This window comes from Qipengyuania aurantiaca, assembly GCF_019711375.1.
Classification (GTDB): domain Bacteria; phylum Pseudomonadota; class Alphaproteobacteria; order Sphingomonadales; family Sphingomonadaceae; genus Qipengyuania; species Qipengyuania aurantiaca.
In genome coordinates this window covers 52,713-67,939 of the sequence record NZ_CP081295.1, presented here as the reverse complement: position 1 = coordinate 67,939, position 15,227 = coordinate 52,713, and the positions used below count along the sequence as shown (strand labels likewise).

The following is a 15,227-nucleotide window of genomic DNA, read 5'->3' as shown; positions in this document are numbered from 1 at the left end:
GGGAATTCATGCAACAAATCCGCTATTCGAAAGACCGCACCGCACAGACGGCTGTCTGGATGCTGGTCGCCATCATATTCGGCGTTACGCTGTTCACGATATCGAGCGGCAAGGGCGCTTTCATCGGCGTCGTCTTCGCCGCTATCGGGATCTTCGGCTTTCCGGCCATGGTCCGCTATGCCTTCGGCGACGGCGTCGTGCTCGAATACGACCACACTTTCGTGACGCATCACGGCGTCCTGCGCAGCTCGCGCATCCGGTGGGACGAGGTGACCGACATCGAGGTCGAGAGCCAGAGCGTGAACTTCATCCGCACCAACCGCTTCCTCAAGATCAAGGGGCCTTTCAACTTTCTCGGCTACGCCTGGGTGACGGAAAAGCTGCTCGACAAGCGTGACCGCCCGGTCGAGAAGCTTGCCGACGAAATCATCGCCTTTCTCGAGAACCCGGCGCCCGTGGCGCGTCAGGCGCCTGCGGGCGGTTTCGGTCAGGCGATGCCCGACACGCGCTCGAGCGGCGTCATTGGCGAAGGTCCGGGCGCACCGCGCGCTGGCGGCTTCGGGCGCAAGGGGCTTTAGAGCCCCAGCGTCGCCAGTTCGCGCTCGACCGCCGGGCGGTAGCTGTCGCCGAACAGGCGGACGTGGAGCAGCCACATCCACAGGCGATAGATTGGCTGGCGTTCGCGCCACCCGGCCTCCAGTTCGAGCGCGTCGAAGAAACTCTCCGGCGGGGAATCGAACACCGTGAGGCTGGCTGCGTCGACTTCGCGGTCGCCGTAATAGGCGCAAGGGTCGATCAGGCCGCTGATGCGCTCGCCGCTGACCAGCACATTGCCGCCCCATAGGTCGCCGTGGAGCAGCGCTGGTGCGGGAGAGCGAGGCAGGAGTTGGGGCAGGGCTTGCGCCAGACCCTCGATCCGCTGCGCAAGGTCGGTGGCAATATGCAGCGCGTGACAGAGCAGGCGCCGTTCGGCCCAGAAGCGTGGCCAATCATCTAACGCCTCGTTCTCGACCCTGACGTGCCGCAAGGCATAATCTTCGTGCCAGCCGTAGCTTTCGCCTGTGACCTTATGCAGCGCGTTTAGCGCCTCGGCGAGCGAGGCCCAGGCCTTGCCGGAAAGCGTGCCATCCGCAGGCAGGTGTTCGATCAGCAGATGGCGCTCGTCATAGCCAAGGACATTCGGCACCGGCGCGGAGCAAGCGCCCATGGCCTCCAGCATCCTCGCCTCGACAGCGACCACCGGACCGGATTTTCCGACCACGCTCGATCCATCGGCAAAGGTCAGTCGCGAAGCACCCGATATGTCGCCGCCCGCGAAGCGCTGGATGGAAATTGGGCGCTGCCCGCAGATGCGCTCGGCCGCCGCGGCAAGGTCGCCCGTCACGCGGTTTCCGCCAGCACGCGCTCCACGATCCCGCGCACATCGACCCGAGCGCCCAGCCGGGCGCCGAGCAGGGCTGTGCCGCTGACCTTGCGCTGGACGAACAGCGTTTCGGCGGGCGGCAGGTGCCAGCTCTCGCGGTCGCGTGCGATGGGCATCACCGTGTCGCGGATTTCGGGGACGAAGGCGCGGTTGCCGAAGTCGAGCTTTTCCGCGCTCGCCATCTGGGTGACAACGATGTCGACGGCGCGGCGCATGGCCTCCGGGTGCCGTTCCAGCGCGCGGGGATTGACGAAGCCCGCCTCGACAGCGGCCTCCAGCACGGCCTCGCGATCCTCCCTAAGGCCTGCTTCAACCAACCTGCGATAATCCTGCGAGATCCCTTGGGAGACCTCGCGCGCCGCGCCGAAATCGAGCAGCACGATGCGGCCCGTCTTCGCCTGCCAGCGGTAATTCGCGAAATTGGGATCGGTCTGCATCAAGCGGCTGTCGAACAGCTCGCGCGCCACAAGTTCGACCAGATGCGCGAAGGTTTCGTCGCGCAGGGATTGACCTTCGCCTGCAAGCGTCTCGATCGGGCTGCCCTCTTCATAGGTCATGGCGAGCACGCGGGGCGTCGTCAGCTCCTCGACCAATTCGGGCACGGCGAATTCCTCGCGCCCTTCGACCATTCGCGCAAAGCGCACAATCATCCGGCCTTCGCGCAGGTAATCGGCCTCCTCGCGGAGTTGCTCCTTTGCAGCGGCGAGCAAGGGGGCGATGTCGAGTTCCGGCGGGAGCAGGCCGGTCAGCTTGAGCAGGCTCGCGACATTGTCGACATCGCTGTCGATGCTGCGCGCGACGCCGGGGTACTGGACCTTGATCGCCAGCATCCGGCCGTCCGGCGTCATCGCGCGGTGGACCTGCCCGATCGAGGCGGCGGCAATCGGGCGGGGCTCGAAGCGGCGGAACTGGCGGCGCCAGTCCTTGCCCCATTCCTCCGCCAAGACCTTGTCGAGCTGGCGCGGGGGCATGAAATCGGCCCGTTCGCGAAGCCGCGCAAGTATCTCGGCCAGTTCGGGCGGCAGGACGTCGCCCGCATCCATCGAGATCATCTGCCCCAGCTTCATCGCCGCACCGCGCAAATGCGCAAGCCGATCCGTCAACCTGCGGGCATTGGCCGGTGTAAGCAGCAATTGGTCGAGCCGCGGTCGCTCGCCGCTGGCCAGCCTGCGCGCCCCTTCAGAAATTACTCCGCCAGCAAGACCACCCGCAAGCCGGGTAAAACCGCCCAGCCGCCCGATGCGCGACGAGGGGACCGAGCGATGGCGGGAAGGCTCGTCCTCGTCAGCCATTTTCGTCGAGCAGCACGGCGACCAGCGCCCTGGCTCCCGCCTCCACCTCGTTCCAGGTGATCGCGAAGCCGTCTTCGCCGCCGTAATAGGGATCGCCCACCTCGCGCCCCTCCTGTCCTGGCACGATGTCGAGCAGCATGGCGGTCTTTGCCTTGCCATCGCCCGGATCGACGCGGGCGATATCGTGCATGTTCGACTTGTCCATGCCGAGGATAAAGTCGAACTCGTGAAAGTCGGATGCGGACAGCTGCCGTCCGCGATAGCCAGCAATATCGACCCCGCGCCGCTCGGCCTCGCGGATGCTGCGCATGTCGGGCGGCTCGCCCACGTGATAGCCCGCCGTGCCTGCGCTCTCGACGGTCACATCGAGCCCGGCTTCTTCCGCAGCGCGGCGGAAGGCGGCTTCGGCAAGGGGGGATCGGCAGATGTTGCCGAGGCAGACGAACAAAACGGAATGGGAGCTCATGCCCGCCCAACGAGGCAGGAACGCGCTGGTTTCGTGCCAGCGGCGCAAAAATCGCTCTATTGAAAGGTGCAAATGGTCGGGGAGAGAGGATTCGAACCTCCGGCCCCTGCCTCCCGAACCGAGATGCACGCTTTCATGACGCGTTATAAAACAATAACTTAATTTTCTGGTGGGTGGTTATCGTGTCGTTGCGTGACGTTGCGTGTGGTTTTAACGACTCCATTTCTGATACCAGAAACCATAAGCTCTTGTCGCTCAGGGACATAATCTCTGTCGCACCACTGGATATGATCGCGACATCATTTGCGGCGCTCGGTTGACCTCACAGCATCCTGCATAAAGTCCAAACTGTGATGCGCGTAGTGCCTAGAGGTCGTCTCCACGTCCTGCCCGAGGAAGCCGGCAATCTGCCACATACTAACGCCTTTTTGGGCCATCCACGTCGCGCAGGTGTGTCTCATTGTGTGGGGAGTGACATCGGTTAGACCGGCACGTTTTGCGGCAGCCTTGAAGCTACGAATTATGCGAATGAGTTTTTGGCCTTCATCATGAATGACCGGACCGTTGTCAGCAGTTCGGCGCGAGTGGGCGTACTTGAGGAAAGGAAGGAGCCTGCTCGAAATGGGAATCTTAGGGCGGCGTTTTTTCGTGATCCGGCGACCAGGAATCTGAAAATCAATGCGTTTGCTTTCTAAATCGACCCGATCCCAAGTGAGCGACAAAATGGCTTCGACACGCGCACCGGTGTACAACGCAATCAGTACGAAGAGTGGGAGATACGAGCGCGTGTTGAGCCCGCCCTTCCGGGACTCCCAAAGCAAACGGGCAACCTCGGATACGGTCAGCCATCTATCTTTGGGTGCGCTCTTTGCCGGAAGTGGGACGTAGACAGTCTGCGTCAGCTTTCTTTCCCGAACGCAGAAGTTGATCGCAGCGGTGAGCGTGGCGAGTTCCTTGCGCAGGGTACTCTGCGAGATTCCCTTGGCTCGGGACTGATTGCGGAAAGCAGCGTAGGAGTTGCATGTTGCCTGAGTGATGTCTCCCACATTGAACTCGGACCAGAACGGAAGGAGGGCGTCCATCGCGTATGCAATACGTTCAGGCGCAGCCGTTGTCGGCGCATGGTTCTCCCCGTAGTAGATAAGAGCGTACTCGATCGGAAAGTTTTCCGGCCGCGTACCTTCTTCGATCTCGATATTCTGCGCTAGGAAGTCCCGAAGGACATCCTTGGCCTCATTCAAATCGGTGGTGCCGGTAGAGTATGATTTGGTGCGACCATTCTCGGACCACCTGATGTAGTATCGATCTCGATCCTGCCTCCAGATAAGTTTCGGACCGAGGTTTGGACGGGGCATGTTGACCTCCCATTACTTTCAAAATTGAATGGTGGTCGGTTCAGATAGAGGCAAAAACTCCGCTTGTAATCGACAGAATTAATTGACAAATCTGATTTAAATTCGGGCGACTGTAGTCAACGTCTATGGCTCGGCCGACTTGTTTGGGGGAAGCGATGCCATCGCAGAAGACTACAGTAATCGAGCACCTGTTTGACCTGCATTGGGATCAGAACACACAGCAGCTTCGAAAATCGTTGATGAGTTTGGATGACGTCGCTGATGGCATCCGCGCGTGTCGCTCTAAAGGGGTGACTTTAAGTGATCGCAACCCTGCAAACTTCCTCAAAGATATTTTGCGAGGAGGGAACGCATCTCAGAACTGGCCTGCCTCGGTGGCAGCAAAACGCTATACAGCTGTGCAGAGGACTGGTGCCGGTGAGTGTTTTGAATTTATCCCCTACTTGAGCGGTCAGACGGAGCCATTTCCGGAAGAATTTCCTGTGCGGCCTGATGCGAACCGATATCCAATTCAATCGACGAGCATCCCGCTCATAACTAAGTCACTGGGCCGGTCTGATGAGACCTGGCACATTCAAGTGGCGGTCCAGCTTCGGGTTGTTGAGACACATTTTGCGGTCGCGGGCGCATTCAACATACTGGAACTTGCGCACCTTCAGTCTGGCATCAAGCTGCGCTCTACCGAGATTGATGCTCTCTTCTTAGGCAAGACGGGCAGCGAAAAAGACCCACAACCAGTTTTGGTGACGTGTGAAGCAAAGCAGGCGGCTGACCCGCTCATCCCTAGCCAGATCATCAACCAAGTGCAGGCGGCGTTCGCCGCCAATGAAGATGTGGACGTCACGATCCCCATTGGATTGAGGACGATGAGGGGAATTGGCTTCTATGTAGTGGAATTTGAGGCGGTAAAGCGATCCGATGCTGGTAGTCTGACGCAACTGACTTTCGCCAGCGATTCAATTTTGGAACTACGCCCCAGCGTTAAGGGCGTCTAACGCCTCGATTTCCTCTTGCTTGCGCTTTCTAGCACCGCTTTTGCGGTCACGTCTGCCAATGGGGTTTTCGATCTCCCAATGCTTTGAAGCTTGCGACAGGTCCATACGAAGTAGCGTCTCTTTTCCGAGCTTCTGGCTCACAGTCGGACGGGTTGGCTCTATGCCAAGAGCTTTCATAACTTCGCCGGCAACGGCTCGCGCTAGTGGGGGTGGGACCGAATTCCCGATCTGCCTAGCGCCATGCCACTTTGTTTCGTGGAAGCGGAACCAATCGGGATAACCGTGAAGACGGGCCATCTCGCGAACAGTGACGCAGCGAGCATATTTGTAGTGGATCGGCCTTGGGCTGGTGAATGCGCCCCGCGCTGAGTCAGTACCGGCGCGAAGAGTGTTAGAGACACCGCCCGGCGCAAGCTTGAAAAAGCGCGAAATTGGTTCGACGGCACCGCCTTCCGTGGCTTTGAAGCGACGACGAGAAATTTCCGTATGCGCAGTGAGCAAGCTGGAGGTTAAAATCGAAGGGTCCCAATCCCTTGGGTGTCCAAAATGCCATGCATCGTTGGTTTGACAACGTAGCTCAGCTGCATACTTGCTCGGTTTGCCCCATGCTGTCGTCGCGACTTGGTCGGTGTCCCAAAGCGTTTTGAACTTCTCAGCATCAGGAAGGTCGCCAAGTGCTTCCGCACAAGTTGGGCTCTCTGGTGAGCCGCAATTCGAGGTGCCCGCCGGGTGCGTTGTTTGTTTAGGATAGACTGGGAGATTGCAGTCTTTTCGCGCACCAATCAGAAAAAGTCGGTGCCGGTTTTGCGGAACACCAAAATCGGCCGCGTTCAAGACACGCTCCTTCAAAAGGACCTGATATTCGCCTCCATTCTCAAAGGCTGCGATCACTTCCTCAAGAAACTTTCGGTGCTTACCAACGGTCAGGCCCTTAACGTTCTCGAAAACGAAATAGCGGGCCTCAAGTTCATGGACGATGCGAACGAAGTCGCGAACTAGAGAATTACGCGGATCATCGAGAGCGCGCTGACCAATCATCGAAAATCCTTGGCATGGAGCGCCGCCAAAAACGACGTCGATCTCTTTATCCCCCAGTCCAGCTTTCTCGCGAATCTCATCGCCCGATACGTCGGTCACGGATTTCGGAATTACGGTGCATTCCGGAAAGTTAAAATGGTGGGTAGCGCAGTGAACCGGATCGATCTCGACTGCGGCCGCAATGTCGAAGCCAGCCTGCTCGAAACCGAGACTCATCCCACCTGCGCCAGCGAAGAGATCAATGCCGATAGGACGTGTCATGGTTGCACCACAAATGAACGATTGGAGAACATCTGTCTATTCAAGGCACGGCCCGATTGCCACCTTGAGTGGCACCAGATTGGAGATATTCCACAATCCTCTCGATCGCCTGAAGCTCATTGCGTAGCTCGCATTGCCAAACCGTAAGGGTTTCCCATCCCATGCTCTCCAAAGCAGATACATTTCGATCATCACGCTCACGATTGGCTACAATCTTTGCCCGCCAATAGTCTTGGTTCGATTTTGGCAAGTTCCCCCAGCGGCACTCGTGCCCGTGCCAATAGCAACCATGCACGAAGATCGTTTTTTTACGGGAGGGGAAGACAATGTCTGGGGAGCCCGGAAGATCGCGCCTATGCAGCCTATAACGAAAGCCAAGACGATGCAGATGTCTACGTACTATCATCTCTGGCTTCGTGTTTTTCTGGCCCACACTCGCCATAATCTTGCTTCGACGGATGGGGTCGACGTGATCAGTCATCTGGGGACGCGTCTCTCAATTCATCAGTGCACGATTAAACTGCAAAATCGATACACGTAAGTTCCTGAAACTATGCTGGACGACAGGACAAAGAGCATTTAGCGATTTCATTGGAAGTGAGGGGGCATGACGAACGAAGCGAAACATATCAACGCGATGCCGACAAAGGCTTTTTTTGTCGACATGCTGGTGCGCGACATCCCTACTGAGCGCGCGATCCTTGATCTCGTGGACAATTGCATCGATGGAGCCAAGCGCCTTCGACCGGGCAACGATCCCGATTTTGATGGATTGTGGGTCAAAATTCATATCGATGGTGACCGTTTCGAGATCACCGATAACTGCGGCGGATTCGATACAGATACGGCAATTAACTACGCCTTCCGGTTTGGTCGCCCAGCCGACGCCAAATCAACTGACTATTCGATAGGCCAATTCGGCGTCGGGATGAAAAGGGCGCTCTTTAAGTTCGGCCGATATTTCGAAGTTCATTCTACTACTGAGGCTGAGAAGTGGTCAGTAGAGGTGGATGTCAGCGAATGGGAAGATGACGGCACGTGGCAGTTCGACTTCGCCGAACTAATTGAAGATGGTGATTTCCCGCCAGAAGAACGCGGTACTCGCATCGTCGTCGACAAGCTCAGGCCGGAGATCGCGAACAGGTTCTCGTCCGACTATTTCCGCAGGGGGCTGGCTGAAACCATTCGCGCGCATCAGCGTCAGTTTCTTTCTGCCGGTTTAGCGATTGAATTCAACGGTCAGCACCTCACCCAGACCGATCTTCGTGTGTTTAGCGGAGGATCTTACTCACCGGTGGTCGAGGAGGTCACTTTCGACGCGGCTACCGACACTCCGGTGCTTGTTCGCATTATCGCCGGCATTGCGGACTCCAAACCTTCGAATGCAGGTTGGTATGTCGTCTGCAACGGGAGGGTAATTCTCTCAGCCGACCGCTCCGAGGCAACAGGTTGGAACTCCGTCGCCGATCAAAAAGATGGTATCCCAAAATTTCACAATCAGTATGCGCGCTTCCGAGGCATCGTTTTCTTCGATTGTAGCTCCTCGCAGAAACTCCCTTGGAACACGACTAAGACCGGCCTCGATGAGACCTCTGCCATCTGGCAGTCAGTCTTTCCCAAGATGCTGGATCATACCCGAACGATCATAAAGTTTCTGAATCGGCTGGATGAAGAGGTCGAGGAGTATGGCAAGAATTCCCCTACCCTCTCAGCCCTCGCAAAAGAAGCTAGCGCTCTCGACGTCGAGAAAATCCGCGGCTCGAAATCATTTGCATTCAACAAGAATCCGAAGGCGCCAGGTCCTAAGATGACCAAGATTCAATACTCTAGAGAGGTCGATAAGATACGCGTCCTTATGGATGCTCTTGGGGTGGGTTCAGCCAAAGCTGTCGGTGAAACCACCTTTGACATGATTCTCGCTGAGCAGGGCGAGGAAGAATGACCGCGAGCTATGAGATCATTGACTATTCGCTCAGACCCGCAAAATTCGCGGAACGGAAAATGCTCTGTGATTTCTTCTCGCGGTTGCGTGTGTTCGGATCGCTAGAGAGCTATCGCTACGTTGGATTCGGTTCGATTTGGTTTTCCGACTGTGTTCTATTTCACAGGACTCTCGGTATCTCAGACATTGTTTCGATTGAGTGTGAACTCGACCATCAAGAGCGTTTCGAGTTCAACAACCCCCTGCGAGGGATCAGGTTGCTGATGGGCGAGGCCAGCGATGTTCTTCCCACTCTAGATTGGAGCCTACGATCAATTGTCTGGCTCGATTACGACGATCCTTTGAATGTAAGCATTCTTGAGGATGTGCGCACAGTGGCGTCGCGCGCGAAGTCGGGCACCGCGTTTGTAGTCTCTGTGCAGGCCGAGAAAATTTTCGACAAGCGAAACGACGACGATCACATCCACGTGCAATCGAGGGACGAATTTTCCGATTATTTCGGCGAGGGCCGAACACCCGAGGCACTAAGGCAGGCTGATTTGCGAGGATGGACACTTTCAAAAACGTCGCGTCAGATAGTGCGGGCCGAAATAGAAGAGGGTCTCAAAGCGGCAAACGCTGCTCGGCCCAACGGGCAAAAGATAGAGTTCCGCCAAACGGTCGCGTTCGAATACAAAGACGGAGCGAAGATGACGACCATTGGGGGCGTCTTTGTCGATCAGGGTCAAGCCGCCCTCTTCGATGGTGCAGGCCTTAGAGAGCTAGAGTTCTTTCGCGATAGCGACGAGGCTCTCCGCATTCACATGCCATTGGTGACGCCGCACGAGATGCGCCATTTGGATAGACAGTTGCCGATCTTAGAAGAAGTTGGCTTGGACGCTGAGCCTATTCCCGTGAGAGAGGCTAACCGGTACGCAAAGTTCTATCGGTATTTGCCTAACTTCGCTTCGTTCGAACGCTGAGTGACTCTGTGGATTTACGGCCGATACGAAACAATGTTGCGGGAATTTCTAGCCCGGAAGTGACCAAAAAAGCGAAATTTTGTGCCGCGTAGGCGAAAGTAGTTTCGCCTTATCAGTAAGTTATTGGTCGGGGAGAGAGGATTCGAACCTCCGGCCCCTGCCTCCCGAAGACAGTGCTCTACCAGGCTGAGCTACTCCCCGACCGGATGCGTTGCGGGGGAGGTCCCCCGCGAGGCAGGCGCGCCCTATAGGTGTGGATTGCTACTGGTGCAAGCGCGCTTTTGCAGTATTTTGTGCCTAGGGTCGGCAAGACAGACAAGAGTGACGATTTCCGGTGCCTGAAACCCATTTCGAACAGCAATATCTCGACCTGATGCGCCTCATCTGGCTCGAAGGGGACGAGCGCAGCGACCGCACGGGCGTGGGCACACGCTCGGTTTTCGGCGCGCAATTGCGGTTCGACCTCGCCGATGGGGCCATGCCGCTGGTGACCACCAAGCGCGTCTATTGGAAGACTGCCACGCGCGAGCTTCTGTGGTTCCTTACCGGCAACACCAATATCCGTCCGCTGGTGCTGCAGGGCGTGAAGATCTGGAACGAGTGGCCGCACGCGCGCTATGTCGAGCAGACGGGCGACGAGATCGAACTCGACGATTTCGTCCAGAAAATCGCCGACGACGAACACTTCGCCGCCATGTGGGGCGATCTGGGCCCGGTTTATGGCAAGCAATGGGTCGACTGGCCGACCTACCAGCCGGTGAAGGGCGGGCTGTTCCGGAAGGGCCGGGGAATCAACCAGGTCGCCGAGGTGGTCGAATCGCTGCGCGAGAATCCGGGCAGCCGCCGCCACATCATCGAAGGCTGGAACGTGGCCGAAGTGCCGCGCATGGCGCTGCCGCCGTGTCACAAGACCTACCAGTACCACGTCTCCACCGGGATCGACGGCGATCCGCGGCTCAACGGCATCCTCTACCAGCGCAGTTGCGACGTCGCGCTGGGGCTGCCGTTCAACCTGTGGTCGGGCGCGCTCCTGCTGCGGATGATCGCGCAGCAGGTGGATATGCAGCCGGGCGAATTCGTGTGGATGGGGGGCGACACGCATCTCTATCTCAACCACGAACATCTCGTGAAGGAACAGCTGTCGCGGGAACCGGTGGGACAGCCAACGCTTGAGATTGTGCGGCGTCCGCCAACTATCTTCGACTACCGGATTGAGGATTTCGCGGTTCACGACTACACGCCGCACGGGCCCATCAAGGCTCCCGTCGCGGTATAACCGAAATCGTATGCACAGGCGTACTTGACCGTTTTCCCGGCGCGAAATAAAATAACGCGCAAGCGTAAGATTCCGTCTGGGAGACGATTCTATGGCCGACAGGCCTCAAGGTGACGCGAAGCTGGGCGACAACCGCCCCAAGCTCTCGCTCCACGTACCCGAACCCAAGTTCCGCCCCGGCGACGCGGTGGACTTCTCGCATATCCAGGTCCCTGAAGCCGGCGCGCAGCCGCGTCCGGACGAGACGACCAAGCCCGAAGACATGCTGGATTTCGCCCATGGGCTGATCCGCGTGCTGGGCGAGGACAACAAGGCCCATGGGCCGTGGGACCCCAAGCTCGACCCCGAAACGCTGCGCACGATGCTCGGCCACATGGCCATGACGCGCGCTTTCGACGAGCGCATGTTCCGCGGCCAGCGCCAGGGCAAGACTTCGTTTTACATGAAGTGTACCGGCGAAGAGGCGACCAGCGTCTCGGCCTCGATGGCGCTCGCGGCGGACGACATGGTGTTCCCCAGCTATCGCCAGCAGGGCATCCTGATCCAGCGCGGCTATCCGATGATCGAGATGATCAACCAGATCTACTCGAACCGGGGCGACAAGCTGAAGGGCCGCCAGCTGCCGATCATGTATTCCTCCAAGGAGCACAGCTTCTTCACCATCTCGGGCAACCTCGCCACGCAGACCCCGCAGGCGGTCGGTTGGGCGATGGCGAGCGCGATCAAGGGCGACAGCCGGATCGCGGCGACCTGGGTGGGCGAGGGCAGCACTGCGGAAGGCGACTTCCACTCCGCCTGCCTCTTCGCGACCGTCTACAACGCGCCGGTCATCCTCAACGTGGTCAACAACCAGTGGGCGATTTCCAGCTTCAGCGGCTTTGCCGGGGCCGAGCGCGCCACCTTCGCCGCGCGCGGTGTGGGCTACGGCATCGCCTCGCTGCGTGTCGACGGCAACGATCCGCTAGCCTGCTACGCAGCCGAGCAATGGGCCGCCAATCGCGCCCGCGCCAACGCTGGCCCGACGCTGATCGAGTTCTTCAGCTACCGCGCCGAAGGTCATTCGACTTCGGACGATCCCAGCGGCTATCGCAGCGCGCAGGAGCGTGACGAATGGCCGCTCGGCGACCCCGTCATGCGCCTCAAGAACCACCTCATCGAAATCGGTGAATGGGACGAGGAGCGTCAGGAAAAGATGGACCTCGAAGCCGCGGAATACGTGAAGAAGACCACCAAGGAGGCCGAAGAGAACGGCATCCTCGGGCACGGTCTTCACCACCCGTTCCGCACCATGTTCGAAGACGTGTTCGAAGAGCTGCCGTGGCACCTCAAGGAACAGGCCGAGCAGGCGATCCACGAACGCGAGACCAAGTTCCCTGAGGGACTCCCGAACGGAGGGAAGGGCGCATGAGCGACACTCAGACCAAAGCCGCGCCCCAAGCGGAAGGCGGCACCGAACGTCGTCTCAACATGATCGAGGCAATTAACGACGCGCTCGACGTGTCGATGGGCCGCGACGAGAACATCGTCATCATGGGCGAGGACGTCGGCTATTTCGGCGGCGTGTTCCGCTGCACCGCCGGCCTCCAGCAGAAATACGGCAAGACCCGCGTGTTCGACACGCCGATTTCCGAATGCGGCATCATCGCTGCGGCGGTGGGCATGGGGGCCTATGGCCTGCGTCCCGTGCCGGAAATCCAGTTCGCCGATTACATCTATCCCGGCCTCGACCAGCTGATCTCGGAAGCGGCGCGTCTGCGCTATCGTTCGGCGGCGGAATACACCGCGCCGATCACCGTGCGCAGCCCCTTCGGCGGCGGCATTTTCGGTGGCCAGACCCACAGCCAGAGCCCCGAAGCAATCTTCGCCCACGTCTCCGGCCTGAAGACGGTCATCCCGGCGACGCCCTATGACGCGAAGGGACTGCTGATTAGCGCGATCGAAGACAACGACCCGGTCATCTTTTTCGAGCCCAAGCGCATCTACAACGGCCCGTTCTCGGGCTATTACGACAAGCCGGTCGAACCGTGGAAGCGCTTCGATGCGAGCGTTGTGCCGGAGGGCCACTACAAGGTCCCGCTGGGCAAGGCGCGCTATGCGACGCAAGGCGAAGAGCTCACCATCCTTGCTTACGGCACCATGGTTCACGTGGTGGAAGCGGTCTGCCGCGAGAAGGGCGTGGAGGCCGACATCGTCGACCTGCGCACCATCGTTCCGGTCGACATCGAAACCATCGAGGAATCGGTCAGGAAGACCGGCCGCTGCCTGATCGTCCACGAAGCGACGCGCACCGCCGGTTTCGGCGCGGAGCTGTCGGCGCTGGTGACCGAACGCTGCTTCTACCATCTCGAAGCCCCGGTCGAACGCGTGACCGGCTTCGACACACCCTATCCCCACAGCCTCGAATGGGCCTATTTCCCCGGCCCGATCCGCATCGGCGAGGCCCTCGACAAGATCCTGGCCGAATAATGCGCGAAGTGCCTTTCTTCGTTCCGGATGACCTGGGTCCTTATGCCCCGGAACAGGTGCATGAGTGGCATGTCGCGACCGGCACCGAGTTTGAAGAAGGCATCCCGCTGGTAACGATCGAAACCGAAGTTGCGCGGATCCAGGTAATGAGCCGTTTCCCCGGAAGGCTCAAAGAAATTCATGCCGGCGTGGGCTATTCCGCCACGCCCGGCACCCAGCTGGCCACTTTCGAAGTGACCGACTGGGTCTATGACAATCAGATAGGCGAGTAACCGACATGGCAAAGTTCGTATTCAACATGCCCGACATCGGCGAAGGCATTGCCGAGGCGGAAATCGTCCAGTGGCACAAGAAGGTCGGCGACACGGTCAAGGAAGACGAGGAATTCGTCGACATGATGACCGACAAGGCGACCGTCCCGATGGAAAGCCCGGTCGACGGCACAATCCTCGAGATTGCCGGTGAAGAGGGCGACATGGTCTCGATCGGCTCGATGCTGGTGGTGATCGAGGTCGAGGGCGAAGTGCCCGAAGATGTGGCAGAGGAAGCTTCGGTTCCCGCCCCGGCACCCAAGGCCGAGAAGGTCGAGGAGCGTATCGAGGTCGAAACCTCCGACGCGAGCGATGCCGACGATGCGATGGCGGCCGACCCGTCGCCGCCGCCCGCGCCCGCACCGACGCCGGCTCCCGAGACGGCTCCTTCGGCCAAGGTTCTTGCGACCCCGGCCGTGCGCAAGCGCGCCAAGGATTTGGGCGTCGATCTTTCGCAGGTGAAGCCGTCCGAAGAAGGCCGCGTCCGTCATGGCGACCTCGACCAGTTCCTCTCCTACAACTCGGGCTATTCGGCGGCTGCCAAGACCCGTGAGGACGAGGAGAAGAAGGTCATCGGCATGCGCCGCCGCATCGCCGAGAACATGGCCGCGTCCAAGCGCAACATCCCGCACTTCTCCTATGTCGAGGAATGCGATGTCACCGATCTGGAAGTCCTGCGCGCGCAGCTGAACACCAATCGCGGCGACAAGCCCAAGCTCACCATCCTGCCGATTCTGATCACCGCGATCTGCAAGACGCTGCCCGATTATCCCATGATCAACGCGCGTTATGACGACGAAGCGGGCGTCGTGACGCGGCATGGTGCGGTCAACATGGGCATGGCGGCGCAGACCGATGCGGGCCTGATGGTCCCGGTCATCAGGAACGCGCAGGCCAAGAACCTCTGGCAGCTCGCCAACGAGATTTCGCGCCTTGCCGATGCCGCGCGCAACGGCACGGCGAAGAAGGAAGAGATGGAAGGCGGCACGCTGACCGTCACTTCGCTTGGGCCCCTCGGCGGCGTAGCGACGACGCCGGTCATCAACCGACCCGAAGTCGCGATCATAGGCCCCAACCGGATCATCGAACGCCCGATGTACGTAACGGGCAGCGATGGGGTGGAACGGATCGAGAAGCGCAAGCTGATGAACATCTCGATCAGCTGCGATCACCGCGTGGTCGATGGCTGGGATGCGGCCAGTTTCATCCAGGCGCTCAAGCGCCTGCTCGAAACGCCGGCGCTCATCCTCGTCGACTGATCTTTTCAAAACTCCCGCTTTGGCGGGAGTTTTTTTTATCGCACTGCGATTTCGGTCACCGAGTCCTGGATATCGATCACCGATTTGGCTGCCAGCGCGCCGCCGCCCAGCATGGCAAGCGACAAGGCGAGAAAAGCCTTCTGCATCATAGCGAAACCCCCGTTTAGCCCCACGCGATTTC

At 59.2% G+C, this 15,227-nt stretch carries 15 protein-coding genes and 1 tRNA gene; 9 read left to right on the top strand and 7 right to left on the bottom strand.

Translation table 11 applies throughout. The features are described from left to right. Positions 1–8: 8 nt before the first annotated feature. Positions 9–578, top strand: coding sequence for a hypothetical protein (locus K3148_RS00345; RefSeq protein ID WP_221425380.1), 570 nt, complete (start codon positions 9–11; stop codon positions 576–578). On the opposite strand, the gene K3148_RS00340 is transcribed toward K3148_RS00345, so the two are convergent. The 4 genes from K3148_RS00340 to K3148_RS00325 form a co-directional block, all read right to left on the bottom strand. Then, a complete protein-coding gene (locus tag K3148_RS00340; protein WP_221425379.1) occupies positions 575–1,384 on the bottom strand; it encodes a fructosamine kinase family protein in 810 nt (269 codons plus the stop codon). The two genes, K3148_RS00345 and K3148_RS00340, sit on opposite strands and share 4 nt — an antisense overlap. Continuing rightward, positions 1,381–2,715, bottom strand: coding sequence for an ABC1 kinase family protein (locus tag K3148_RS00335; RefSeq protein ID WP_221425378.1), 1,335 nt, complete (start codon positions 2,713–2,715; stop codon positions 1,381–1,383). The genes K3148_RS00340 and K3148_RS00335 overlap by 4 nt, the downstream gene beginning before the upstream one ends. Next, a complete protein-coding gene (locus K3148_RS00330) occupies positions 2,708–3,181 on the bottom strand; it encodes a low molecular weight protein-tyrosine-phosphatase (RefSeq protein WP_221425377.1) in 474 nt (157 codons plus the stop codon). The genes K3148_RS00335 and K3148_RS00330 overlap by 8 nt, the downstream gene beginning before the upstream one ends. Before the next feature lie 299 nt (positions 3,182–3,480). Continuing rightward, positions 3,481–4,422 (bottom strand): tyrosine-type recombinase/integrase, encoded by a 942-nt coding sequence (locus tag K3148_RS00325; RefSeq protein WP_221425376.1) that lies wholly within the window; start codon positions 4,420–4,422, stop codon positions 3,481–3,483. 269 nt (positions 4,423–4,691) lie between these two features. Here K3148_RS00325 and K3148_RS00320 point away from each other — a divergent pair, with 269 nt between their 5' ends. Next, positions 4,692–5,531 (top strand): hypothetical protein, encoded by an 840-nt coding sequence (locus K3148_RS00320; protein WP_221425375.1) that lies wholly within the window; start codon positions 4,692–4,694, stop codon positions 5,529–5,531. On the opposite strand, the gene K3148_RS00315 is transcribed toward K3148_RS00320, so the two are convergent. Then, positions 5,505–6,830, bottom strand: a complete 1,326-nt coding sequence (locus K3148_RS00315) for a DNA cytosine methyltransferase (RefSeq protein WP_221425374.1) — start codon at positions 6,828–6,830, stop codon at positions 5,505–5,507. The genes K3148_RS00320 and K3148_RS00315 overlap by 27 nt on opposite strands. Positions 6,831–6,870: 40 nt before the next feature. Then, a complete protein-coding gene (locus K3148_RS00310) occupies positions 6,871–7,311 on the bottom strand; it encodes a very short patch repair endonuclease (RefSeq protein ID WP_221425373.1) in 441 nt (146 codons plus the stop codon). A gap of 126 nt (positions 7,312–7,437) precedes the next feature. Between K3148_RS00310 and K3148_RS00305 the strand changes: the two genes are divergently transcribed. Both K3148_RS00305 and K3148_RS00300 read left to right on the top strand, forming a co-directional pair. Then, positions 7,438–8,772: an ATP-binding protein gene (locus K3148_RS00305; RefSeq protein ID WP_221425372.1), complete on the top strand. Its 1,335-nt coding sequence runs from the start codon at positions 7,438–7,440 to the stop codon at positions 8,770–8,772. Beyond that, a complete protein-coding gene (locus K3148_RS00300) occupies positions 8,769–9,734 on the top strand; it encodes an O-methyltransferase (protein ID WP_221425371.1) in 966 nt (321 codons plus the stop codon). Before K3148_RS00305 ends, K3148_RS00300 begins: the two co-directional genes overlap by 4 nt. A 124-nt stretch (positions 9,735–9,858) precedes the next feature. Here K3148_RS00300 and K3148_RS00295 read toward each other — a convergent pair. Further along, positions 9,859–9,935, bottom strand: a tRNA-Pro gene (locus K3148_RS00295). A 133-nt stretch (positions 9,936–10,068) separates the two neighbouring features. Between K3148_RS00295 and thyA the strand changes: the two genes are divergently transcribed. The 5 genes from thyA (at position 10,069) to K3148_RS00270 (ending at position 15,046) form a co-directional block, all read left to right on the top strand. Then, positions 10,069–11,010, top strand: a complete 942-nt coding sequence (gene thyA, locus K3148_RS00290; RefSeq protein ID WP_221425370.1) for a thymidylate synthase — start codon at positions 10,069–10,071, stop codon at positions 11,008–11,010. A 91-nt stretch (positions 11,011–11,101) separates the two neighbouring features. After that, positions 11,102–12,418, top strand: coding sequence for a 3-methyl-2-oxobutanoate dehydrogenase (2-methylpropanoyl-transferring) subunit alpha (locus tag K3148_RS00285; protein ID WP_221425369.1), 1,317 nt, complete (start codon positions 11,102–11,104; stop codon positions 12,416–12,418). Beyond that, positions 12,415–13,476, top strand: coding sequence for an alpha-ketoacid dehydrogenase subunit beta (locus K3148_RS00280; RefSeq protein WP_221425368.1), 1,062 nt, complete (start codon positions 12,415–12,417; stop codon positions 13,474–13,476). The genes K3148_RS00285 and K3148_RS00280 overlap by 4 nt, the downstream gene beginning before the upstream one ends. Then, complete coding sequence (locus K3148_RS00275) at positions 13,476–13,748, top strand: biotin/lipoyl-containing protein (protein ID WP_221425367.1); 273 nt, start codon at positions 13,476–13,478, stop codon at positions 13,746–13,748. Before K3148_RS00280 ends, K3148_RS00275 begins: the two co-directional genes overlap by 1 nt. Positions 13,749–13,753: 5 nt before the next feature. Further along, the gene (locus tag K3148_RS00270) at positions 13,754–15,046 is read left to right on the top strand and encodes a dihydrolipoamide acetyltransferase family protein (protein ID WP_221425366.1); all 1,293 of its coding nucleotides are present in this window, start codon (positions 13,754–13,756) and stop codon (positions 15,044–15,046) included. The last annotated feature ends 181 nt before the right edge of the window (positions 15,047–15,227 follow it).